19 protein-coding genes are annotated in these 23,722 nt (G+C 51.5%); 4 read left to right on the top strand and 15 right to left on the bottom strand.

The window, feature by feature from the left end:
* Positions 1-15 precede the first annotated feature (15 nt).
* The 5 genes from JJQ72_RS01750 to JJQ72_RS01730 all read right to left on the bottom strand — a co-directional run bounded on the left by JJQ72_RS01750 (position 16) and on the right by JJQ72_RS01730 (position 6,134).
* Positions 16-1,680, bottom strand: coding sequence for a glycerol-3-phosphate dehydrogenase/oxidase (locus tag JJQ72_RS01750; protein WP_208202523.1), 1,665 nt, complete (start codon positions 1,678-1,680; stop codon positions 16-18).
* A gap of 179 nt (positions 1,681-1,859) precedes the next feature.
* Positions 1,860-3,350 carry a glycerol kinase GlpK gene (gene glpK / locus JJQ72_RS01745; protein ID WP_208202522.1) on the bottom strand — a complete coding sequence of 497 codons (1,491 nt, stop codon included), beginning with the start codon at positions 3,348-3,350 and terminating at the stop codon, positions 1,860-1,862.
* Between the two features lie 51 nt (positions 3,351-3,401).
* Positions 3,402-3,962, bottom strand: a complete 561-nt coding sequence (locus JJQ72_RS01740) for a glycerol-3-phosphate responsive antiterminator (RefSeq protein WP_208202521.1) — start codon at positions 3,960-3,962, stop codon at positions 3,402-3,404.
* A 40-nt stretch (positions 3,963-4,002) separates the two neighbouring features.
* A complete protein-coding gene (locus JJQ72_RS01735) occupies positions 4,003-5,424 on the bottom strand; it encodes an NAD-dependent succinate-semialdehyde dehydrogenase (RefSeq protein ID WP_208202520.1) in 1,422 nt (473 codons plus the stop codon).
* A 56-nt stretch (positions 5,425-5,480) separates the two neighbouring features.
* Positions 5,481-6,134 carry an ATP-binding cassette domain-containing protein gene (locus JJQ72_RS01730; protein ID WP_138226245.1) on the bottom strand — a complete coding sequence of 218 codons (654 nt, stop codon included), beginning with the start codon at positions 6,132-6,134 and terminating at the stop codon, positions 5,481-5,483.
* A gap of 300 nt (positions 6,135-6,434) precedes the next feature.
* Between JJQ72_RS01730 and JJQ72_RS01725 the strand changes: the two genes are divergently transcribed.
* A complete protein-coding gene (locus JJQ72_RS01725) occupies positions 6,435-7,040 on the top strand; it encodes a nitroreductase family protein (RefSeq protein WP_208202519.1) in 606 nt (201 codons plus the stop codon).
* A 69-nt stretch (positions 7,041-7,109) separates the two neighbouring features.
* Here the strand turns inward: JJQ72_RS01725 and JJQ72_RS01720 are convergent, their stop codons facing one another.
* Together JJQ72_RS01720 and JJQ72_RS01715 are read right to left on the bottom strand one after the other, a co-directional pair.
* Positions 7,110-7,211 (bottom strand): sporulation protein YjcZ, encoded by a 102-nt coding sequence (locus JJQ72_RS01720; RefSeq protein ID WP_138226247.1) that lies wholly within the window; start codon positions 7,209-7,211, stop codon positions 7,110-7,112.
* A 111-nt stretch (positions 7,212-7,322) separates the two neighbouring features.
* A complete protein-coding gene (locus tag JJQ72_RS01715) occupies positions 7,323-8,027 on the bottom strand; it encodes a nucleotidyltransferase domain-containing protein (protein WP_208202518.1) in 705 nt (234 codons plus the stop codon).
* A 143-nt stretch (positions 8,028-8,170) separates the two neighbouring features.
* Between JJQ72_RS01715 and JJQ72_RS01710 the strand changes: the two genes are divergently transcribed.
* Positions 8,171-8,893: a class I SAM-dependent methyltransferase gene (locus tag JJQ72_RS01710; RefSeq protein WP_138226249.1), complete on the top strand. Its 723-nt coding sequence runs from the start codon at positions 8,171-8,173 to the stop codon at positions 8,891-8,893.
* Positions 8,894-9,064: 171 nt separating this feature from the next.
* Complete coding sequence (locus tag JJQ72_RS01705) at positions 9,065-10,315, top strand: methyl-accepting chemotaxis protein (RefSeq protein ID WP_138226250.1); 1,251 nt, start codon at positions 9,065-9,067, stop codon at positions 10,313-10,315.
* Positions 10,316-10,398: 83 nt separating this feature from the next.
* Here the strand turns inward: JJQ72_RS01705 and JJQ72_RS01700 are convergent, their stop codons facing one another.
* The 4 genes from JJQ72_RS01700 to JJQ72_RS01685 all read right to left on the bottom strand — a co-directional run bounded on the left by JJQ72_RS01700 (position 10,399) and on the right by JJQ72_RS01685 (position 13,402).
* Entirely contained in the window at positions 10,399-11,205 is an 807-nt protein-coding gene (locus JJQ72_RS01700) for a PhzF family phenazine biosynthesis protein (protein WP_208202517.1), read from the bottom strand.
* A 69-nt stretch (positions 11,206-11,274) separates the two neighbouring features.
* A complete protein-coding gene (locus JJQ72_RS01695) occupies positions 11,275-11,595 on the bottom strand; it encodes a hypothetical protein (RefSeq protein ID WP_208202516.1) in 321 nt (106 codons plus the stop codon).
* 102 nt (positions 11,596-11,697) lie between these two features.
* The gene (locus JJQ72_RS01690; protein WP_138226252.1) at positions 11,698-12,510 is read right to left on the bottom strand and encodes an ABC transporter permease subunit; all 813 of its coding nucleotides are present in this window, start codon (positions 12,508-12,510) and stop codon (positions 11,698-11,700) included.
* On the bottom strand, positions 12,500-13,402 hold the full coding sequence (locus tag JJQ72_RS01685; RefSeq protein ID WP_243895794.1) for an ABC transporter ATP-binding protein: 903 nt from the start codon (positions 13,400-13,402) through the stop codon (positions 12,500-12,502). Before JJQ72_RS01685 ends, JJQ72_RS01690 begins: the two co-directional genes overlap by 11 nt.
* Before the next feature lie 215 nt (positions 13,403-13,617).
* On the opposite strand from JJQ72_RS01685, the gene JJQ72_RS01680 reads away from it, so the two are divergent.
* Entirely contained in the window at positions 13,618-14,685 is a 1,068-nt protein-coding gene (locus JJQ72_RS01680) for a Gfo/Idh/MocA family protein (protein WP_208202514.1), read from the top strand.
* A gap of 442 nt (positions 14,686-15,127) precedes the next feature.
* Here JJQ72_RS01680 and JJQ72_RS01675 read toward each other — a convergent pair whose 3' ends face one another.
* The 4 genes from JJQ72_RS01675 to JJQ72_RS01660 all read right to left on the bottom strand — a co-directional run bounded on the left by JJQ72_RS01675 (position 15,128) and on the right by JJQ72_RS01660 (position 23,641).
* Positions 15,128-15,688 (bottom strand): STM3941 family protein, encoded by a 561-nt coding sequence (locus tag JJQ72_RS01675; RefSeq protein ID WP_208202513.1) that lies wholly within the window; start codon positions 15,686-15,688, stop codon positions 15,128-15,130.
* Positions 15,689-15,739: 51 nt separating this feature from the next.
* A complete protein-coding gene (locus JJQ72_RS01670; RefSeq protein WP_208202512.1) occupies positions 15,740-16,645 on the bottom strand; it encodes a TIGR01777 family oxidoreductase in 906 nt (301 codons plus the stop codon).
* 62 nt (positions 16,646-16,707) lie between these two features.
* Positions 16,708-17,328 carry an FMN-binding negative transcriptional regulator gene (locus JJQ72_RS01665; RefSeq protein WP_138226257.1) on the bottom strand — a complete coding sequence of 207 codons (621 nt, stop codon included), beginning with the start codon at positions 17,326-17,328 and terminating at the stop codon, positions 16,708-16,710.
* Positions 17,329-17,791: 463 nt separating this feature from the next.
* A complete protein-coding gene (locus tag JJQ72_RS01660; protein WP_208202511.1) occupies positions 17,792-23,641 on the bottom strand; it encodes an S-layer homology domain-containing protein in 5,850 nt (1,949 codons plus the stop codon).
* Positions 23,642-23,722: the final 81 nt, after the last annotated feature.

The raw sequence follows: 23,722 nt of genomic DNA, 5'->3' as shown, positions 1-23,722 counted from the left end.
ACCATAAGGAAGGGCTTACTTACTATCGACGACATGGACCGCTCTTTCGATCTCGCGCTCCAGCTCTTGGGCGTAGCTTTCCTGCTGTCGCTCACTCCAGCCGAGGAATGAAGCCATGCACTGAATGACCGGCTGCTTCCACGCAAGTGTCCAGCGGATATTGAATAACAGCGAGCCGGTGCGTCGAATCAGGAAATCGACAGGCTTTACCGCCATTTCGTGGATCATCGCATAGAGCAGTGGAATATACACAGCGACAGGGAGCCCGTATTGCGCGCCTTCAGAGCCATGCTGGTGGGACAGCTGATACAGCACTCCCGCATTGGAGCCGTACATCTGCGCCCAGCTCCGAGCAAGTTCAGCCTCTACGCCAAGCTGTATCCCGGCTTGAGTCTGCTCCTGGATGAAAGCTTGAAATCCTGAAGACCCTCCAACGTGGCCTCCGGAAATGGGAAGGTGCTTCGTGCGACAAGGCTCAAAGGCAGGCCCGCCCTCTTCTGCAATTCTTCGGGTGACGAGCTGCAGCACCATATCCGCCATCTTCCGGTAGCCTGTAAGCTTTCCGCCAGCGATCGTAATCAGACCGGAATGGGATTCCCACACTTCATCCTTTCGGGAGATTTCAGAAGGGCTCTTCCCTTCCTCTCCAATTAAGGGCCGTACTCCTGCCCAGCTAGACTCTACATCTGCCGCCGTCAGTTGAATTTGCGGGAACATAAACTGAATGGCATTCAAAATATAACTCTGGTCCTCCTCCGTCATATGAGGCTGAACCGGATCCTCCTGATAGAGAGTATCGGTCGTACCCACATAGGTCTTGCCATCTCGCGGGATTGCAAACATCATTCTGCCATCCGGCGTATCAAAATACACCGCCTGCTGCAGCGGAAACCGGCTCTGATCAATCACGAGATGAACGCCTTTGGTCAGCTGCAGCATTTTTCCCTTTCTGGACTGATCCAGCTCACGAATCTGATCCACCCAAGGCCCCGTCGCATTGACAATTTTGCGGCCATGCACGTTCTGAAGCTCTCCATCCGTCATATCCTTCACGGTCACCCCGGTCAGATGTCCGTGCGCATCATACCTCAGTGATTCCGCTTTGACGTAATTGAGCACGACGGCACCCCGCTCTTCTGCTTCCTTCAGCACCTCGAGCGTAAGACGGGCGTCATCCGTCCGGTATTCCACGTAGTAGCCGGCACCCTTCAGCCCTTCCTGCTTCAGAAGCGGCTCCCGCTGCAGCGTCTGTGCTGCTGTCAGCATGGAACGACGCTCCTCTTTTTTTACGCCTGCAAGAAAATCATATACCTTTAAGCCGATCGAAGTGCTGAGCTTACCGAAGGTCCCTCCCTTGTGAATAGGCAGCAGCATCCACTCCGGTGTGGTAACATGAGGGCCGTTCTCATACACAATCGCTCGTTCCTTCCCGACCTCTGCCACCATGCGCACCTCCAGCTGTTTCAAATACCGGAGGCCTCCGTGCACCAGCTTGGTAGATCGGCTGCTCGTGCCGGCAGCAAAATCCTGCATCTCCAGCAGCAGCACCTTCATCCCGCGGGTTACCGCGTCCAGAGCAATGCCTGCGCCGGTAATCCCTCCGCCAATAATAATCAAATCATACGCAGAGTCAGCCATAGTAGAAAAAATGTGTTTCCTCTTCAAGCTTGAAAAATTCATGGGATCTCCTCCTGATCTGAAGCATGAGTCAACATAACGCAAAAAAAGAGACCACAAGTACTGCGGTACCTCTTGTAATCAAGTACGGTCCGCGTCATGTGGTCTCTCCAGGTCTCCTGACGAATATTAACTTGTGACTCATTATATCACGCCGACTCCCGTATTGACTACAGCATTGCTTAATGAAAAGCCATGGCAGCAGCTACAGCTTTCTTCCAGCCTGTATATAACTGCTCTCGTCGTGCCGGCTCCATGGCAGGCTGAAAGAGTCGGTCCCTGCTCCATTTGCGGCTGATCTCTTCCTGATCCTTCCAGAACCCGATCGCCAGGCCGGCAAGATAAGCGGCTCCCAGAGCTGTTGTTTCACTAATCACAGGCCGTTCAACCGGCACGTTCAGTATATCGCTTTGAAACTCCATCAGAAATGAATTCAAAGCCGCGCCTCCGTCTACCCGGAGCGTTTCTATAGGGCAGCCGCTATCCTGCTCCATGACAGACAGCACATCACAGGTCTGATATGCCAGGGCTTCCAGGGTTGCCCGGATAAAATGCTCCTTCGTAGTGCCCCGGGTCAATCCAAACACCGCGCCCCGCACCTCACTGTTCCAGTATGGACTTCCCAGCCCTACAAAGGCCGGCACAACATATACACCGTCGCTAGAGTCTACTCTTCTCGCGTAAGCCTCGCTGTCTTTAGCCTCGCGGAACATGCGCAGCCCGTCACGGAGCCATTGAATAGCAGAGCCGGAAACAAAGACACTGCCTTCCAGCGCATATTGGACGGAGCCATCTATTCCCCATGCAATCGTCGTAATCAGACCGTGCTTGGACTGCACGGGCTGCTCTCCAGTGTTCATGAGCATGAAGCTGCCGGTACCATATGTCGTCTTCGCCATCCCCTTGTGAAAGCAGGCCTGCCCGAACAAGGCTGCCTGCTGATCGCCAGCCGCCCCGGCAATCGGCACCTCCCGCCCAAAAAAGTGATGACTAACCGTATTGGCATACACCTCGGAAGATGGGGAAGCCTTTGGCAGCATTTCTTTCGGAATGTTTAAAAGCTTTAGCAGCTCATCGTCCCAGACAAGCTCATGGATATTAAACAGCATCGTACGTGAAGCATTAGAGTAGTCTGTCACATGAGCTTTACCGCCGGACAGCTTCCAGATCAGCCAGCTGTCGATCGTTCCGAACAGCAATTCTCCCCGTTCTGCCCGCTCCTGTGCTCCTTCTACGTGATCCAGCATCCACCGGATCTTGGTCGCCGAGAAATAAGGGTCAATCAGTAGACCCGTTTTACGATTGATGGTCTCCTGATGGCCTTCCCGGGCGAGCCGGTCACAAATATCCTGTGTCTGTCTGGACTGCCAGACGATCGCATTATAAATGGGAATTCCGGTTTCCTTATCCCACACCACGGTCGTTTCCCGTTGATTCGTAATGCCAATCCCTTCGATCTGCTCTGTCTGAATGCCATGCTCTGACAAGCAGGTCGCAATGACCGCCAGAATGGAGCCCCAGATTTCATTTGCATTCTGCTCCACCCAGCCCGGCTGAGGAAAATACTGCGGAAATTCCTTTTGAGCGGAATATACACTTGCGCCATCCTGATTGAACAAGATGGCACGGGAGCTGGTGGTGCCTTGATCCAAGGCAAGTATGTATTTCTCCATCCTCAATCTCCTTTCACCTAGCTTATTGCATTCACAACAATGTAAACGTTATCAAGACGGAAGATAATGCTGAAACAGCTCTCTGCTTGAGGTGGTGACGGCCAGTGCTCCAGCCCGGATTGCCTCCTCCACCTGCTGGGGCGAACGAATCAAGCCCCCGGCGATGACGGGAATGCCTGTACGCAAGCGTACCTCTTCTATCATGTGCGGCATGGCCCCTGGCAGCACCTCGATGTAATCCGGCTGTGTCTTTTCAAGCAATGCGTAGCTCTTCTCCAGCGCCAATGTATCGAGCATGAACACCCGCTGAATGGCGGTGATGCCCTTCTGCTTTGCCTTCATAATAACACTGGACCGAGTCGAAATTAAACCGTCCGGCCGAATTTCCTGACATAAATAATCAGCAGCGTACTCATCATTTTTCAGCCCCTGAATCAAATCGGCATGCAGAAGCATGGATTTTTGTGTCTGCCGGATGAGCCGGTACAGCTGGCCCAGCCGTGACATTTGCGTATCCAGCAGCACACCGCAGGCATAGGGACTCTCCAGTATACGCTCCAGCTCTTTGATCTGCTTCGCTGCCGGCAGTATTTTTTGCTCATGAAAGCTCAAATGCCCTTCCCCTCCCTCTTCACAAACAAAGCCGGGACCCTTACAGCCCCAGCGAAATATATTTCACTTCCACATATTCTTCTATCCCGTAATGACCGCCTTCACGGCCTAGACCGCTTTGCTTGAATCCGCCAAAGGGTGCCTGGGCTGTGGATGGCAGCGGATCATTAATTCCAACAATACCATACTCCAGCGCTTCGGAGATTCGTACCGCCTCTCCCAGATGTTCTGTGAACACATATGCCGCGAGTCCGTAGGGACTGTTATTGGCCCGATTAATAACCTCTTCCTCCGTGTGATACACCGTAATGGGCGCGAGCGGTCCGAACGTTTCCTCCTGCATGCACAGCATATCATCTGTGGCATCCATAATGATGGTGGGAGAAATATACGTACTAGTATTGCTGCCAGGCTGCTCACCCGTGAGAAGCCTGCCTCCCTTTCTTAAAGCGTCCTGAATGTGATCCCGCACCTTGCGCGCTGCCTCATCGTGAATTAACGGCCCGATGTCAATCCCATCCTCCATTCCGTTGCCAACCTTCAGCCTGGAAGCCAGAGCTGTCACTTTGCGGGAGAACTCCTCTGCAACTTCGGCTTGAACATAGATTCTGTTGGCACAAATACAGGTTTGACCACCATTGCGGAATTTGGACAATAGGACACCCTGCGCAGCCTTATCCAGATCCGCCTGATTCGTCACTATGAAGGGAGCGTGACCGCCAAGCTCCAAAGAAATTTTCTTCAAGGTTTCGGCTGCCCCCTGCATCAGCTGCTTGCCCACGGCTGTAGAGCCGGTAAAAGAGAGCTTTCGTACCCGGCTGTCCTTCTGCCAGGCTTCTCCAATCTCCGCTGCGCTTCCCGTCACGACATTGATCACGCCCGCCGGAATGCCGGCTTCATGGGCCAGCTCCGCCAGCTTTAGCGCCGTGTATGGGGTTTCTTCGGAAGGCTTGATCACGACCGTACAGCCCGCCGCCAAGGCGGGTGCGGCCTTCCGCGTAATCATCGAAGCCGGGAAATTCCAAGGCGTGATCGCTGCCGCAACGCCAACCGGCTGCTTCGTGACAAAGATTCTTTTGCCTGCAGCTGAGGCCGGGATGGTTTCACCATAGATACGCTTTCCTTCCTCCGCATACCAGTCAATGAAGCTGTTAGCATATGCAATCTCTCCCGCTGCTTCCTTCAATGGCTTTCCCTGCTCCAGGGTCATGATCTCAGCCAGCTCCTCCGTATGCTGCTTGATCAGATCATGCCAGCGGCGCATGAAACTTCCGCGCTCCCCTGCCGTCAGTGACGACCAGCTCTTGAACGCTGCCGCAGCAGCATCCACAGCCCGAACGGCTTCATCTTGACCTCCCCGAGGAACATGCCCCAGAACAGAGCCGTCAGCCGGGTTGATCACCTCCATGGTGTCAGAAGCAGTAATCCACTCTCCATGAATGAACATGGCCTGTTTAAACATGATGTCAGCCTCCTTCTCACTATGTATTATCCACAGGCAGGACAAGCGAAGCAATATCAGGAGGCCTCGATCCGGCCGTTTCGAAGTGCAAATACGCAGTCTGCATTGCAAAATGCACAATGATGCTCAGGATGAGCCAGCACAATGGTCTTCTGCCCCTCGGCTGCCAGCCTGCGCAGGATGGTCATCATGTCTTCGCATTGCTGGACATTCAGCTGTTGAAAGGGCTCATCCAGCAGCACGTAGTCTGAATTCTGGGCTATGATCATCGCGATATATGCCCGCTGGGTGTCATCCTCGTTCAGCTGATGCATGTAGGTATGCTGCAGCTTTCTAAGGTCCATACTATCTAAAGCTTCATCCATGTATTGATGGTCTTCCTCATTGAGCTGCCCCCGGCTGTGCGGAAAACGTCCGAACGCGACCAGCTCCCGAACTGTGAGCCGAAGGCCAATCGAGCGCGTCTGCTTCAATATGGATGTCTTCCGTGACAGGTCAGTGCTTTTCCAATGATTAATTTCTTTGCCATCCAGCCAGATTTCACCGCTGTCTTTAGAAATGACTCTGCTGATCATAGACAGCAGGCTGCTTTTGCCCGAGCCTTGAGGTCCCGTGATCGAAGTAATCTGTCCTTGCGGAATGGTTGCTGAAATCTGATCCAGTGCCTGCACACCGTTGTACGATTTGCTCACATTCAGAAGCTGTATCAAGAGGCATCCTCCTTCACCATATCGTTGTTGTTATCTATAAGAAATAAGGGATCTACATCACTTAAATGATATTGATTATCATTCGCATACACTCAAAGTATATCACCCCTTTTTGGATCCAACAAGCCAAGTGTGGAGGTAAAAGCCCATTTATTTGCTCTGAAATGTTTAAAAGGTTTGGAATACGATTAAATATGCTTGACAAGATAATCATCTTAATATTAAGATACTTACGTAATTAGTGTTTCTAACTAATTGTAATAACTTGATCTCACTATATTCTAGGAGGGTATTTCAATCATGTCTATGGATTTTCAAGCTGCACTGGAGCATCGCCGTTCGTACTATGGAATTAGCAAGGAATCTCCAATCTCCGATGATCGCATTCACGAAATCGTGAACGAAGCGGTGAAATATACACCAACCTCTTTCAATTCACAAAGTGCACGTGCTGTGGTACTGCTCGGCGAGCAGCATGACAAGCTGTGGAACCATACGGAAAGCATCCTGCGTGAGGTTGTTGGAGGCAGTGACGAGCAATTCAAATCCACCGCTGACAAAATGGCTTCCTTCCGCGCCGGCTACGGTACCGTTCTGTTCTTTGAAGACAGCACGGTGATTGCCAATCTGCAAGCCCAATTTGCACTGTATGCCGATAACTTCCCGGTCTGGGCTCAGCAATCCAACGGCATGCTGCAATTTGTAGTGTGGACGATGCTGGAAACTGAAGGCCTGGGCGCATCCCTGCAGCACTATAATCCGCTTATTGACGAGAATGTAAGAAACGAGTGGAATTTGCCGGAAAGCTGGAAGCTGATTGCCCAAATGCCATTTGGCAAGCCAACCTCCGAGCCGGGTGAGAAGGAATTCCAGCCGCTGGACGAGCGTGTGAAGGTGTTTAAATAATTGGAATGGCCATAAGGTACAAAATAAAGCCGGCTGCTTGCAGCCGGCTTTACAATGCTTCAGGTTACGTTAGATGAAGAAAGTCGAAGTGATGATAACCAGAAGAATGAACAGTACCAGAATTACACCTGTTGTTGTTCCCCAAACGCCTCCACCGTGGCATGCGCTCATGAAGATCCCTCCTGAGAAAAAGTTGTGTGTGATCTAGTCACAATGACAATATATTCTCCGGGACGTCAGGTGCAACGGCAAACGCCCAGAGGTGAGGAATATCCTAAGATCCTATCCTTCCTGTCCCGCAAGCATTCTTCCCCCGTATGGTGCCAGCATCTCGTCGGCAGCTGCAAGCAAAGGCCTGGTCTCCCCCGATTTATAAAGCGTCATCAACGCCTGCTCCAATCCCCCCGCGATGGCCGGGTTGAAGGATTCCAGGCGCCGAAACAGCGTTTTACCCTCGCCAACCCATTGCAGATGAACCCGCAAATAAAACTCACTGAGCAGTGTGCTTAGCTTTTGTGCTGTAAAATACAGCTCCCCTGGTCTAGCTGCACCCACTAAATCCATCATATACTCCGTTATGGTATACCGGCTCTCGGCAATATCATAGGAGGTGAGGGGCATGGGACCGTAATCCAGATCACGCTGGGCCGCCTTTCGCACTTCTTCCCCTTCAGGTGTTGTGACAATCACCTTTCCTTCCGTTAGCATGATTTGCAATGTCGGGTTGGCCGCCTCTACCCCGGCATCGAACATCTCCTCGAAGCCGGTGCTATGCAGCAAGAAGATCTCCACCACCCAGCCTCCAGACTGCACAGTCCTTCTGTCAAAATCGTCTGTCGCCCCGTCATCCACAATGACAATGTCCAGATCCGAGTGCTCATTAGCCTCTCCCCGGGCAGCACTACCTCCAAGCACAGCCAGCAGGCAATTACGATAGTGCTCCTGCACGACCTGCCTCGCTGCCTCCAGAGGCTCTTGTCGCTTCATTGGATATTCCTCCCCTGACTGAATTTTGCACTAAAAAAAGCTTAATTTATTACATTCAGCGAAAACCCCGGAGGTACCATCTTCATATGGTAAATAAAACAGGGGTTTGGGTAGCCCTAAACCCCAATGAAGGAGGAGTATCGTTGAACTATATTCATATGCTTTCCAGGCTGGGTATGGGCAGCGCCCATCCGGGCGGCTTCGAGGCCACGCTCCGGCTGTTCCGCAAAGAGCCGCTTCAGCCTGGCAGCCGTATTCTGGAGGTAGGCTGCGGAACCGGACGTACAGCCTGCTATCTTGCGGAGCAGGGTTATCAGGTGACGGCCATTGACCTCCATGAACAGATGCTGGCGAAGGCTCAAGCCCGTGCTGATGCCATGGGGGTCCAGGTACGCTTTCTGCAGGCCGATGTGTGCCGACTTCCCTTTGAAGATGAAGAGTTCGATATTGTCCTTGGTGAATCGGTAACTGTATTTACGGATGCTGCCGCTTCCCTGTCGGAGTACTGCCGGGTGCTAAAAAAAGGCGGAATCCTGTATGACCGCGAGCTGCTGCTCGATCAGGCCATGCCGGAGGAGGCACTGCAGGAGCTGCAGCAATTTTTTGGCATACCACGCCTCATGCTGCGGGAGGAGTGGCATCGCCAGCTTCTATCCAGCGGCTTCACTTCCGAAACGGCCCTGGAATATAACTATTTCACCGACCAAATGAAGCAGGAGCAGACCCAGCATGCAGACAGCATGGAAATCAGAGATGAGGGCATCCTGCTCGACCTCAGTCTGTGGGAAACGGTATTCCAGCACGACCGCATGATACTGGACAATACAGAGTATCTGGCCTCCGCTTTATTCAAAGCGGTCAAATAACCATTCGTTATCATCTTAAGCCGTCGATCCGGGCGGCTTTCTCTTTATTTCATTTGAAACTAGACGGTTAGACCTATTTTTACAAGATATCCTAATTTTTCGTATCCAATATTGTCGATTAATGCTACAATCATGGTAAAAACATCCTATGCTTTAAGGAGGACATGCTTTATGTCATGGTTAAACAAGCTTTCCATCTCCGGTAAGGTGAAGACGGCATGCTATGCAATTGCTGCATTATTCGGGATCCCGATGCTCATTTCGTTCCTATTGATGGACAAGACGGTGATCGGAATCATTTTGGTAGCGGTGCTGTTCGCGGCTGCATACCCTTTGTCATTGCTTTTTGAGAGAGCGCTTACAGACTCTTTTTCTGACATTACGAGCGTTTCCTCCAAGATTGCCAAAGGAGATTTTACGTACAAGGTAGAGGAAGTCGGCGGAATGATGGACCTTAGCCGTACCTTTAACAGCATGGTGGACCGCCTGCGGAAGATTCTACAAGAAACCTCGGAAATTACGAAAAAGGTGACCCGCTCCAGTCAGGCCATTTCGGCCAAGAATGAACAGCTTACCACGATGATGAGCCAGGTATCTCAATCCTCCAACGAGCTTGCCATCGGGGCGAATGAAATTTCGGAGGATGTATCGGATATGACGGAATCCATCCGGGAGATTGAGGAGAAGGTTAGCAATTATACGGACTCCACCCGCGAGATGAATCAGCGCTCCCAGCACACGCTCGGTTTGGTGGATCAGGGCCGCCTTTCTGTTGCGAGACAGTCCGAGGGCATGCAGCGCAACATTGAAGCGACCGAGAAGGTGGCTGAGTCCATCAAGGCCTTGTCATTAAATGCCAAAGGCATTACCAAAATTACAGAGACGATCTCGGAAATCGCAAACCAGACGAATCTGCTTTCACTGAACGCCTCGATCGAGGCGGCACGAGCGGGAGAGCATGGCAGCGGCTTTGCCGTCGTCGCTCAGGAGGTTCGCAAGCTGGCTGAAGAGTCCACCCTGTCGACACGGGAGGTATTCAATCTTGTTCGCAGCATTGAGCAGGATGTACACCTGGCAGGACAGAATATCAAAATCAACGAAGAGGTCGTTCGGCATCAAACCGAAATGATTCAGGAAGCCGAATTGATCTTCGCCCGCATGGTAGACAGCGTTCAATACATAACCGATCAAATTGCAGAATTTTCCAAGGAAAGCGAAAGTATGCTGGAAAGCGCTCAGAGCATCTCCTCTGCCATCCAGAATATTTCAGCCATCACCCAGCAGTCTGCCGCAGGCACTCAGCAGGTGTCGGCTTCCATGAATGAAGGTATTGCATCTATGCAGACGATGGCCGAGGAAGCTCAAGCGATGAGTGATGCTGTATTCCAGCTTCAGAAGACCATTAACATTTTCAAATTCTAGGGCCTGCATTGATAAAAGCTCTGCCTCCGCAGCTATGGAGACAGAGCTTTTATATGTTCAGGTATGATTCAATAGGCGTGGGCTTAGGCTTTACGGAAGTGCTTCTCCGCCTCCAGCACTGCCTTTAAGGTCGTTACAGCCTGTCCGATAATCTCTACCCGCCCAGGATGAATGCGCAGCCTCAGCACTCCCGTCCGCTTCGATATTTGCTCGGCAGCCAGCTCGTTTTTCCCCAATCGCTGGGACCAATACGGCGCCAGAGCGCAATGCGCGGAGCCCGTGACGGGGTCCTCATTCACACCCACTGCCGGGTAAAAGCAGCGGGACACGAAGTCCATCCCTTCCCGTTGACATGAACTCGTCACGATGATTCCCCTGGCATCCAGACTCTTCCACTTCCCGAAATCCGGTGCCAGCTGCTGCAGGATGTCCTCACTTGCCACCTCAACGAGATAGTCCATCCGATTCCGTCCGACGTAGACATACTCAGCCCCCAGCCCTTCCGCAAGCGCCTGGGGCGCCGGACATGAGCTCTCGACTTCTTGCGGGAAATCCATTGCAATCCAGCCATCCTTCTGCCTGGCTGCCGTAAGGATACCGCTTTTTGTATGAAAGCGGAGTACTTCAGCCTGACTATAGCCCTGCTCCCACAAAATATGAGCACTTGCGAGCGTCGCATGACCGCACAAATCCACCTCGCTTGCCGGAGTGAACCACCGCAGCTCGTAATCCTTCTCTACCGGCACAAGAAAAGCCGTTTCGGACAAATTCATTTCTGACGCGATCGACTGCATCCAGGTCTCTGGCATGGGCTGCTCCAGAACCATGACGCCAGCCGGGTTTCCGGTGTAAGGCTGACTCGTAAAGGCATCAGCCACATAAATGTTCATTATCAAACCCTCCATCCATACTTCGATTGCCGCAGATCATGGCTTCTAATTATAAGGTGTCAATCCATGCTATCTTGAGGGGTTAAATCTTCTAAAGCTCATACGAATCAGTAGATAAAGCAGGGCAAGAGCGATCCCTCTGCCCAGTAAACCTACCCAGGGATCCATGTGCATGATTCCAAAAGAACTCACATTCGGTAAACCCATTCCGATTTCGGAATCAGTACGGCTAGAAATCATGGATTCTGGCATGTCTTCCATACTTTGAGGAATACTCATTACGCCCATTACCTCTTGAGTCAGCAGATACCCTTCCGCGACATTCCATAGCAACAGCAGACCTGCAGCAGCTGTTCCGTAAATGACAGCCTCCAGGAGCATTTTTTTCACAACGATAGACCTCCTCTTCACATCCCATGAAAGTGAATCAACAGTATTCAAATTTTACAGCATTCTCCTATTCTATCACTTCTTGTACATGAAGATAAGCTGCTATTGTACCTGCCGCTCAAACAAGGCGTCACGCTGATTCATTTTTGAAATGATACTTAGCAGTCCAAGACTTACGCCCCATAATATGAATCCCAGTATGAGCAGCAGCGTCGGTCCCAGCACGAGCAGACCTGTGGATTGACCCACGATCAGCCCGACAATGGGCAGCACAATGACCCCTCCGATTTGCTGAGCCTCCTGAAAGGTCTTGGATCTGGCCGACACCCACACGCTGAACAGTATGGTGCAGAATGTAAACGCCGGGGCCACCCATAGCAGCATGATCAGCCAATTCGCGTTCGGAAAAATAATCTCCTGAAACAGCGGATAAGCAAGTACATTGATGAGCAGGCCGGAAAGTACAAAGCTGGCCAGTGCCGCGGTATACGAAGGAATAAACGAAGCCAGCAGCTTGCCCAGAAATAAATCCTTGATCTCCAGCGGGGAGAACAGCAGGCTTTCCAGCGTGTTCTGCTCCTTCTCGCCTACAAAGCTGTTGACGGCAATCATTAATGCATTAATGACAGGAATCAGCATAAACAGCGGTGCTAACAAAAAATTCACGCCCACATAGATCAACCGGTGACGTTCTGTGGGCAAAGACTGCAGCAGCTCGGGAGGCAAAACCTTCAGCAGCTGCGCCATTTCAGCATTTTGACTCATATCTACCGTTCTCACGAGGAGGATCAAGCCCGCCGGAAAGAGCACACCGAACAGCAGCGGAAGCAATATCAGGCCAATCCATACCTTGCTCGTCCTCCAGATTGAGGACATATCCTTTCGGGCTACTGCCCAAATCATGCTAGTGTTCATGCTGCCTCCTCCTGACTTCAAAATACAGGGATTCCAGATCCCGATTTACGATTTCCGCGCTGTAAAGCTCCCCACAGGACAGGACCTTGCGGAGGAGGTCTGGAGCCTCATCTCTCGCGGGCACGGTGAACATAAATTTCCCTTGCCCCAGCTCCTCACAAGCAAACCCGGTAGACAGGGCGTCCTTCAGGGTCAGCGTAGATTCCACAACCAGCTTCACAGCACCTGCATACCTTGCCTCCAGCTCTGGCAATGTCCCGGACTCGATTAACCTGCCTTGATCAAGAAACAGATACGTATTGCAGATGTCTTCCAGCTGATACAACACATGCGAGCAGATCATAATAGTTGTGCCTTCCTCCTGGTTGAGCTGTCGCAAGAATCCTATCATATCCCGGATTCCGTCTGGATCCAGGCCGTTGGTCGGCTCATCCAGAAACAGAAGCTCCGGCTCATGAAGCATCGCCTTGGCGATCGCGAGCCTTTTTTTCATACCGGTGCTGTAGGCACCCACCTTTTTCTCGCCATGCTGGGCCAGCTGAAAGCGCTCCAGCAGGCTCTCTATCCGTGCTGCACTCCGGCAGCTGTAGAGACGCGAGAAAAAGTCCAGATTTTCTCTGGCGCTCATATCCTGATACAGGCCTGCGCTTTCCGTAACAACCCCGCACCGGCTGCGGATTTCATTTCCCTGCTGCGCGGGATTGAGGCCGAACACAGACAGCGTTCCCCCATCCGGAGAAATTACGCCATTCATCAAACGGATTAACGTGGTCTTCCCCGCGCCGTTCGGTCCCAGGAGCCCGACGATGTCTCCCTGCTGCACGTAGTAGGATACATCCTCCAGGATGACCCGCTCCCCGAACTTTTTTTGAATTTGATTGAGCTGAATCAATGCAATCCCCTCTTTTTTTCTCTGACTTCGTTCTTGGAGTGTTTCCATTTCGGATACTTATATTACGAATAGCCCGGATCAACCGTTCAATTCCGGGTCGGTTTTGTCATCCGCCCCGGAAACAATTTTGACTTTTTCAGCGAATCATTTGTAATTCCGTGCCGGGCGTGTTTAATATAGGGTAGAAAAACTAACCAGTCTGCAGGAGGGATCTCATGAAGGAAACGTTAAAGATTGCCATCGTCGGCTGCGGCGGCATCGCGAGAGCGGCTCATATTCCAGCGTATTTGAAAAGTCCCGGTGCTGAAATCAAATATTTCTGTGATTTTAACCTGTCTCTCGCCGAAGAGCTCGTTCGCGAGCATGGCTGCGGCACCGCGGTTCAAAATTACAAGGACATTCTGGATGATCCGGATCTGGATGCCGTCTCTGTCTGTACTCCGAATCACGTCCATGCATCCGTGTCTATTGAATTCTTAAGAGCGGGCAAGCATGTATTGTGCGAGAAGCCAGCTGCTCGAACGTACGAGGAAGCATTTGAGATGCAGAAGGCGGCTCAGGAAACCGGCAAAATCCTGCTCATTGGCGTCGTCAACCGCTTCAACACCGCAGTCAATATCATCAAGGATATGATTGAGGACGGTGAGCTGGGAGATTTGTATCATATTTATGCCAGCTTCCGTGCACATCGCTCCATTCCCGGACTTGGCGGCGCCTTTACGACGCGCGCGGTTGCAGGCGGGGGTGTTATGATTGACTGGGGAATTCATTACCTCGATATCGTGATGTATTGCTCAGGCGATCCCAAGCCCAAGACCGTCAGTGCGCAAGCTTATTCGAAGCTCGGCCGTAATTTGAAGGATTATGCCTACCTAAACATGTGGGCCGGACCGCCAAAATATGACGGTACATATGACGTGGATGATTTTGTGACCGCGTTAATTCGGACAGAGGGCCCTACCATCTCCATGAACGGAGCCTGGGCTCAAAATATCGGCGAAGAAGAAATGTATATTGATTTCCTGGGAGATCAAGCCGGCATTCGCCTCACCTATGGCGGTGATTTCAAGCTGTATAGTGCCAAAAGCGGTGCATTGATTGAATCTACTCCGAAGTTCAACAAGAAGGATCAATTTCAGGCAGAGATTGATTCTTTCTTAGGCAGCATCCGGACCGGTACGAAGCTGCCCTCTCACATCGATACCGTTATTATTTCGGCCAAAATGATTCAGGCGATCTACGATTCCTCCGAGCTGGGCAAAGAAATCTCGTTTGATTCGTAAACGGCTTAACAGCATCCGTAAAAATTAAAGGGGCCATCCCACAAGATCTAGGGTCTTGCGGGATGGCCTCGTTTGTTGTTGCGAGCTGCTCACCGTACGAAACGTTCCTCCCCTCGCTGCTGCCCTCAAATTTCTTTGAATGATTCTACCAAGGGAGAAATTCGGGGGCAAAGGCGACCACTACCGCGGGTCCGGAATCGTTTCGTCCTCTCCGCTGCGGATTACGGCGCTGTCTGCTTCGAGGCCTGCCAAAAGTAACCCTTGAGGTCGGATGGCTTTCGCTCGCTCATCATTTGCTCAAGAAGGCGGCAATAGACCAAAAGTCAGAAATGGCGATGCAGGGATAACCTCCCCAGCATCGCCATTTCTTCATTTCTGGCTTAATTTTTCATAAAAAAACTACATTTGGGACAGCCCCTTCTTGCACCTGACTGAGAAGGTTTCACGAGCCTTCCTTCACAGCGTTACCTTGCGACTGCTTCCAATGCTTCAACAGGATTAAATAGACCTTTTCCAGATTCTCTGAGACGCTCTGCTTAATAATACTTACATCTGCAGATGCCATGTTTTTATTCATGCGGATCAGCAGCCGCTTCAGACCCTTTTGACTCGATACATAGCCTTCCGCATCTTTAAGCTGAATGCCAATCATATGCTGGTTCATATAGCTGTACAGAACAATATCCTCAATTTCTTCCCAGCGGATCCGTCCACCATTGACATAGGATGAATGATCGGTCAGGCCCTCGCGGTCAATGACCAGCGCAGGTCTAGGCTTTATCAGACGCATTAAGAAATACAGCATGCATAAGCCAAAGACGAGAATCGACACAATGCCTACGGCAACGAGTATGAAGGCGTCTGCTTCTTCAGATTGCCCGATCACCATCAACAGGACACCGAACAGCACGAACAGCAGGGATAGAACAAACAGCTTCCCCGGCTTTCCATAAATAACGATATCTTCTTTGGTAGATGAAGAAGAATGAAACGATGATTCCACGATGGTATGCCTCCAGGTTGTCATTGTTAGGATTCGCCATTCCTTAAATCATTAACGCTTCATGGCCTGATCTGTGTTAATAATGTGCTGCAATGCCTGCTCCAGCCCTTCATACTTGAACGTATACCCTTCCTTCAAGAGCCGGTCCGGAAGAACCCAGCGGCTCTTGAGTACAAGCTCAGTCTCTGTCTTGATAAAGATGGCTCCCATCTCCAGCATCCAGCGCGGCGAGGGCAGACCCAAGGAGGTCCCCATGACCTTGCGCAGCGACGACATGAGCTCTCGATTCGTAACCGGCTGAGGGGAAGAGCAATTAAAGACTCCGCTCAAATCACTGCGATCCCGCAGAAACAGCACGATGCCCAGAAGGTCCTCAAGATGGATCCAGCTGAACATCTGACTTCCCGGTCCCTGCCGGCCGCCCAGCCGATAACGGACAAGGTTCTGAAAGGGAGTCATTACCCCGCCGCCTGGTCCCAGCACGATGGCAATCCGCAGGGCAGCCTGCCGGGTGGAGGGCAATTGAAAGCCAAAAAAGGTCTCCTCCCATCGCTGGGCCACCTCGACACTAAAGCCGGACCCGATCTCCCCGTGCTCCTCTGTCATCGGCCGATCCTCAGCATGACGGTAAATGGTTGCCGTGCTGGAATTGATCCAGAGCTCTGGCGGCTGCTCACACGAGAGTACGGCCTCCCCCAGGATTCTCGTCGTTTCCGTACGGGAGTCAAATATTTCTTGCTTGTTTCGTTCATTGTACCGGCAATTTACGGATTTGCCTGCCAGATTGATGAGCAGCTCTGCTCCATCCAGAGCAGCTTGGATCCCGGAAGCATCCTCCCAGGAAATATGCTCCTTTTGCCTTGAAATCAGGTGCAATTCATAGCCAAGTGTCTTCAGCTGCTGTGCAAGATAGGTGCCGATAAAGCCTGTTCCTCCGGCTAACACTGCCTTTTTCATGTCACAAACCACCCTCAGCTTTAATTGATTGCGGTGCACGCTGAACTTGAAGCCTGTTGATGCTACTTCAGGTTCCCCTGCATGAGCGCTGCCAGTGACGCTGCCTGCTCATTCTGGGCACCTCTCAGCCCTTGAATGACGCGCTCCTGTCTGTCCCGGGAATGATTCTGGCTGAGCTTCCACTGACCCTCTATACGGCTGATCCTGATATTAAACCCGACAATGCCTTGAAGGAGACCCGTTACCAGCTCTTCATTACTCTCATCCAGCCGGTAAACACTGGAAGGCTCCTCATATGTATTCACCAGCTCCTGAAGCATGGGAAACATTGCACGGTCATCCAGCAGCTCTACCCGGCCATACACATGCACTGCGGTATAATTCCAGGTCGGAACTGCTGCATTGGTTCCGTACCAGGAAGGAGAGATGTAATGATGCGGGCCCTGGAAAATCACGAGCACCTCCTGCCCCTCCAGCTCCCGCCATTGATCATTGCCCCTGGCAAGATGACTGGTCAGGCAGTGCTTCTCTGGCTGAAGCAGAAACGGAAGATGACTGGCCTGCAGTGCTGAGGGAGATGCAGATGAAGATGGTGCAGAGATCAGAATGCCAAAGCTGTTTTGCTCAATAAAGGCGTACAGCGTCTCTTGTTCTTCCATTCGAAAGGGTTTGGGGATATACATCAACGGCGCTCCTTTATATTCAAGCAATACTCTTACAAACTCCAGAATCTAGCAACCATTATATTACATATTATAGAATCAGAACAGAGCAAAAAGAAGAGGCTTTCCCACAAGATCTAGGGTCTTGCGGGATGGCCTCGTTTGTTGTTGCGAGCTGCTCCGCGTACAAAACGTTCCTCCCCTCGCTGTCGCTGGTCCGCAATCGTTTCGTCCTTTCCGCTGCTTCGTGCATATCCATCCCCCAAAACACAGGTAATACAAAGAAACCGTCCTTTGGCAGAATGGATGTTTCTAGCAACCATCTAAAAAGGAGCGGTTTCATCTGTACATTCAATAATAAAGACGTGGCGGTGCTGGGATCACCTCCCTGACTCCACCACGTCTTTATGTTTTGCTTCAGATCTCACTCAAGTGAGCTGACTCGTTAAACAAGAATCTACTTGGGGGACAGCCCCCGAATCTATTAATTATGTTGGTTTCGCACCTCGTAAATCATCTTCGCCAGCTCGGCACGGGTAACCGGAGCATCAGGCGCGAACACGCCCTGTCCTTTTCCGTTCAAAATACCAAGCTCCTGCAGCTCCGTCACAGCACGGAGTGCCCATGGAGAAATCTGATCCGCATCCGCAAAGGCTGCAGCGCTGCTAGAGCCTGCTGCTGGAATGCCAAGCTGCCGGAGCATCCGCTGCAGCAGCACGGCTGCTTCCTCACGCGTTATGGAATCCTTCGGCCTGAAGCTGCCTTCATAGCCTTGAATCAATCCAAGAGCTGCTGCCTTGCTGACCTCGGACGCGTAATACGCGCCCTCCGCTACATCATTGAAGAGAACAGCAGGTGAATCAGTACCTTCTTCCCCCAGCGATCTCATGGCCAGCACAGCAAAATCAGCACGGGTCACGGATACTGAAGGAGCGTACCGCTCATGATCGATCCCCTTGATGATATGCTTTGCGGCCAGCTTCTGCACGTACTCCTCCGCCCAGCTGCCGCTCATATCGCTGAATTCCTTCCGAAGCTCAAGCAGCTCATATTGTCCTGGACGTTCACTCTGGAAGGAAACCATATCTCCTGCAAAGGTGCCCCCCACATAACGAAGCTGTCCATTTACGTTCTCATATATGCCTGCATAATCAGCATCCAGCCTGTTTAATTGATCTTTAGTGAGCTTCCACTCTACTTGGATCGGTGCTGCAAATCCCTCCACGGCTGTTGATGCACTGCCATCATTCTCAGTGACTGCGATGTCAAAACGCATTCCTAAGGATGTCATATCACGCTGTAGACTAGGGCCTGCTTGGACAGCCTGTGCCCCGAATTTCAAAATGATCGAGGTCGAACCGCCGGAGCTCAGCTGATCCAAAGCTGCCGCAGGCAGCGTGATCTTGCTGTCACTGGACTCCACCATCAGGGACAGCTTGCTTTGTGCCGCCCCTGACATTGCAGCGACATCCAGCTGAACCTGTGGAAGCACAGAGCTCGTAGGGTCAACGGCTGGCTGCAGCTTCAGCCTGAGCTGCTTCAACCCGGCTGCAGCAGCTGCAGCGGCTGCCTGCTTCACGGCATTTTCATTCACCTGATATTGACCTGATGCATTTCCTTGTATCTCCACAACCCCATCGGCAGGAACCGCCACGACTGGAGGCTGAGGAATTGCAGGTGGAGCTGCAGGTGTGCCCGGCTCTACACTGCCTCCGCCAGTAGGCGGGCTAACAACAGGATTGCCGAGAGCAAAGCCCCACACATCAGACCAGGCAGCTCCGCTGAAATCATCCTCCACGTTGACATACCATTGGTAATACTCATTAGCCTTCAGCCCATTCCACTGCATTGCTGTAGTGTCACCACTGGCAACGTTCATGGTTTGGCCAATCAGCTGATTGGTATACACCTTGACGCCAATATAGTCGGTAGCCACGCGCTTCAGCCTTGGCTGCAGATCAAGATCCAGCGAGAACTCATCCTTGCCTGGGATCCCGTCATACATATTGTAATCATCCAGGTAAGGCGAGTAGGTCTTCATGTGCAGCTTGTTGTTGGTCATATCAAACTGCATTAAGCGAATGTAACCTAACCCACCCTCTGGAGCCCCCTGATAGTCGGCCAGCATCTGATATACCTTACGGTCAGGGATGCTGTCTCCGTTATCGTCCAGCTCTTCCGTATTCAGCTCGGCGTCGTGATAATGTCCGGATAAGGTAGCGATAACATTCGGGTTCGGCTTCACGACCTTTTCAAAAATTTCATCAGCGATCGGTGCACGGTTACCGGAAACGAGCAAATACTCATGCAGGGCGAGGATCGCTTTACGCTCCGGATATTGCGCAACCACCTTATTCATCCACTCAATTTCCTTTTCCTTCAAGCCCCAGCCCATATATACAATAATAAAATCATTTCCGTTAGAGGAAACCAGATCATAATGCCCCATATTATCGTCATACGATCCGCCATAAACCGGGCTGTCCTTAAATCTCGATGCCCCAAAGTACTTTTTATACTGGGCATAATCTCCCGTCTGATGTCCTACATCATGATTGCCAGCGAGAACACCGTAAGGAATTTGTGCTGCCTCCAGCACCTTCATGTTACGGTCTGCTTCTTCCCACTGGTATTCTTGCTCGGCCTTGTCCACCAAATCACCGGTATGAATTACATATTTCAGCTTGAGGTCGTCCTTTTTCTCTGCCATCCACTGTACAATGCTTCGGTAAATGTAGGGATAAGATTCCGAGTAATACTGGGTATCAGACATCCAGATGAACGAGAAGTCATAAGGATCCTGCGTTACCGGGCTACTGGAATCTGGCGCGCTCCAGCTTTCGGCAATTTCATCCTGAATGAGCACCGTGATGCTGCCGCCAGCATTATAATCCCCGGCACGTACTGAGGAGTTCAATTCAAAATCCTCCAAACCGGCTATGACGGTATCCAGCATGTCCCACCTTGCTGCTGCTGTATTCCAGGCGTACAGGCTGACCTTCCGATCTGGAAGTGATTTGCCCTCCCAAACAATATCGACGACATCATCAGGCTGAACGGAAGCATCCAGCTTCACTTCATAACGCTGATATGGGAACTGCTCCTCAGAATCCGTTGTCAAATACTGTCCATCCTTGGCCTGGATCGCTGCGTAATCTGCTGCAGACAAGGATTGCTCTCCGGCTGGAGCCAGCTGCTTCGGCGGCTCGGTAACAGAAGCGCTCTGGTAGCCGTTAAAGCTCTGCATCCGCGTTCCGTCGTGCAGAAAGCCGCGGTAGAAGGATACCTTCATGGGATCGCCGCTCTCATCCTGAACATTCACCTTCAGCTCAGCGGTGGTTCCAGTCAGAGATTGTCCGTTGGATGGACTAATTAACTCCGGCTGGAGTGGATTTTCATTCGGAACCTGAAAGGTTACGCTGTACTCGGCTTTATTGTCAGCATGATCCTGAGCTGTAATGACCAGCTCATGCTCACCGCCGCCCAGCTTGGATGAGGAGGTGGCATATGGAAGCTGAATTTCCTCGCCGTCCAGCAGCGCAGTGACCTGCTTCACACCGGCATACTGATCGGTGACCTGTGCCTCAATGCTGAATGCTCCCCGGTAGAGCATTCCTTCCTGCAGGCCGGTTTGAATCACGGGAGCTGTATTATCTACGGTGACATACGCACTCTTGCTATATGTTCCGGTTTCGGCGGCAACTTGGTAGACGCCATCCGGCACCTTAGTCGTATCCCAAAGATATGCTCTGGAAATAAACTGATCTGCAGGAATATGAAAGGAAGCTCCCAGAACCTCATATTTCCCCGCAGCATCGCCCATCTTGATCTCTTGCTCGACATCGGCAAAGGCCGGGTCACGCAGCACAGTACCATTCGCAAGAATCAGACGAATATTGCGGATTTCGAAATCGTCCTTGTTCTCCTCGATCCGATCGTCGAAAGGACCGGACTTGGAGCCGGGACGGATGTAGATCACATTGTTATTTCCTTCGGTTAAACGCCCTGCCTCAATCGGAAACGTCAGCGTTTTATAGGAAGGAATCGGATCCATAAACGTATACAGGATGGTTTCATCCTTTAAATGCTCCGGCCCCATGGTAATGGCATTCTTAAAATAATAGTTCACATTCTTGGCATCAAAAGCAAAGTAGGCGTCACGTTCCAAAGCATTAAACAGGCCTGCTGTAATCTCGTTATTATTGACAGACAGCTTGACGGTATCCGGCGAACCCTGCTCGGCGGTTCCCTTCAGTATGAAGCTGCCGCTGATTACCTGTTCATTGTGAACGTTCAGTCTCAGTTCCGAGCGGTCTTCTCCCCCTGTGATTTGAACCTGATAGGGTGAAGAAGAGATCGGTTTGTTGTACCCGTCTGAAACAGTAAAATAATATTCTAAATAGCTCTTCCCAATCAGGTCCGCCGGAGAAACTTCATAATAATAATGCTTGTCTCCGTAGTCCTCCAGTAATCTGAACGAGGTGTATGCGGCTTGCTTGTCGGATCTGATATGCAGCGTCACCGAGGTAACCTGCTTGTCATCCTCTGCCCAGGCTCGGATAGAAAAGCCTTGACCTTGATCGATCTCCGTTACGTTCGTACGATCCTCAATGGTTGGCGGATTGAGATCGTCTTCAATATGAACCGGCTGCGCTGGAACCTGCGCGGGATCATGGGCTCCCGGAGTCGGGAATACAGTGCCCGTACTGATCTTGATCATCCGGGATGTACCATCCAGCGGATATTTGTAAAGAAGCGCGGTATCTTCCTTCGTTTCCGTGGAGCTCTCATCCTGCTCATACTTTAGGGTCGGATCATAATACGCGCTGGAAACCTCACGTCCCGTATTCATCTTCAGCACAATGGCCCGGCGTGATCCGTTGGCCATACCTGCACTGTTCACACGGAAGAGATTCACATTGTGCTGCAGACTGGTTCCGTAGTGAGCATTGAAATCAGCTGCGGTGGAGTCTTGATTCGCTGCATTGATGATCCAGAACACAACCGTTTCCTGCGGCGGGATGACCAAATCCTGCACATCCGGTGCCCAAACGACATCTCCCTCCGGACCTGTGTCGGTATAGCGATAGTACAGCTTGTAATTTTCGAAGCTTTGCTCGCGGTCCGTGTTGTTGTAAATTTCAATAAATTCATATCCGTCCGAGCTGCCAACATTCTTGGAATTGACGACAAGCTCCGTCACGAGCAGTGGCGGAATCTGCTGAAGATCCAAGGGCGAGATGCCTGTAACCACAATCGTATGAAGATCACTCTGCTCGGTATGATTGTCGCTTTTGGCTACAATCCGGTACTCCAGCTCAGATTCCGTCAAAATGTCCGCAGACAGCGTCGTTGTATACTTCCCGTCCTGCAAATTCATTGGAGCTACCGTGAATCGGCTCTGGGACGCCGTTCTGTACAGCAGACTGACATTGACTCGCTCCGGCACAGCTCCTCCCTGCTGATGAGAGGAGATAGAAGCCGAGAAGACAAGGTCCTCGTTTCTTGAGACCGAAGGAATAGCTTCATGATTCAGCACGAAGGTCTCAGCCGGCGGCTCAGGACCAACGGGCGGCTCCGGCTTCACGGTCTGGCTGCTGTCAACCTGTCCCGGGGTAGCACGGACGGTTCCGGTACCATCGATCATGATCATATCCTTGCTGTCCCAGCTCGGATGGGCATAGAAAATCCCCATGTCCGGCTTGGTCTGATCATCATTCTGATAGGAAGCCTCAATAACCTCCTCGCCGCTGATATGGACAATCTTCAAGGTTCTTGCAGCCGAGTTTGACATCCCGCCTCCGCCAGAAACGCGGAACAAATTGATATCCTCTGTCAGCTGGGTGCCGAAGTTCTGATTGAAATCATCTTGAGTTAGGGCACCATTTACAGCGTTCATCACCCACAGCACGATCGCTTCACCGGCTGGAATTAGAATGTCATTCCCATGAAGTGTGTCCCATTCATCGCTTTGATACAAAAGCTTGTAATTTCTCCAGTTGAGCTCCTGATCACTGTTATTGTAAATTTCAATAAACTCGTACGCATCCGAGCCGGACAGATTAGCCGTATCCGGAACAACTTCTGTTATTAACAGCTCCGGAAACGGGCTCTGTGGCCGGGTGTCGGTGTCGTCCTGCGGATCCGGTGAGTACGTCGCATCCTGTACCGTCACGGCTTCGCTTTGAGCCAATTCCACTGATGCGCCTTGGGTAAGATTTTCCTCTGCAGGACTGCCGTATCCTGGCGGCACAGCCAGTCCCATGAACAGGGTGCCTGCGAGCAGAGCGGAGCTCCACCTGGTCGTGACGTTGTTCCTCTTGCATTTCTTCAAGCTGTTCACACTCCCATGGTTTCTTAACATATTTAAGCTAAATATACAGGGTTAGTGTAAGGGCAGGATGAGAGCTTGGTT

This window comes from Paenibacillus sp. F411, from assembly GCF_017582705.1.
GTDB classification, from domain to species: Bacteria; Bacillota; Bacilli; order Paenibacillales; family Paenibacillaceae; genus Paenibacillus_AQ; species Paenibacillus_AQ algicola.
Note: the sequence above shows the minus strand (reverse complement) of the source record. Positions and strands in the feature narration are given on the sequence as shown.

Coding starts and splice junctions, on each gene's coding strand:
- JJQ72_RS01750 (WP_208202523.1), bottom strand. CDS start 1,680: ATGAATTTTTCAAGCTTGAAGAGGAAACACATTTTTTCTACTATGGCT.
- glpK (WP_208202522.1), bottom strand. CDS start 3,350: ATGGAGAAATACATACTTGCCTTGGATCAAGGCACCACCAGCTCCCGT.
- JJQ72_RS01735 (WP_208202520.1), bottom strand. CDS start 5,424: ATGTTTAAACAGGCCATGTTCATTCATGGAGAGTGGATTACTGCTTCT.
- JJQ72_RS01725 (WP_208202519.1), top strand. CDS start 6,435: ATGTCTATGGATTTTCAAGCTGCACTGGAGCATCGCCGTTCGTACTAT.
- JJQ72_RS01720 (WP_138226247.1), bottom strand. CDS start 7,211: ATGAGCGCATGCCACGGTGGAGGCGTTTGGGGAACAACAACAGGTGTA.
- JJQ72_RS01715 (WP_208202518.1), bottom strand. CDS start 8,027: ATGAAGCGACAAGAGCCTCTGGAGGCAGCGAGGCAGGTCGTGCAGGAG.
- JJQ72_RS01705 (WP_138226250.1), top strand. CDS start 9,065: ATGTCATGGTTAAACAAGCTTTCCATCTCCGGTAAGGTGAAGACGGCA.
- JJQ72_RS01700 (WP_208202517.1), bottom strand. CDS start 11,205: ATGAACATTTATGTGGCTGATGCCTTTACGAGTCAGCCTTACACCGGA.
- JJQ72_RS01690 (WP_138226252.1), bottom strand. CDS start 12,510: ATGAACACTAGCATGATTTGGGCAGTAGCCCGAAAGGATATGTCCTCA.
- JJQ72_RS01680 (WP_208202514.1), top strand. CDS start 13,618: ATGAAGGAAACGTTAAAGATTGCCATCGTCGGCTGCGGCGGCATCGCG.
- JJQ72_RS01670 (WP_208202512.1), bottom strand. CDS start 16,645: ATGAAAAAGGCAGTGTTAGCCGGAGGAACAGGCTTTATCGGCACCTAT.
- JJQ72_RS01665 (WP_138226257.1), bottom strand. CDS start 17,328: ATGTATATCCCCAAACCCTTTCGAATGGAAGAACAAGAGACGCTGTAC.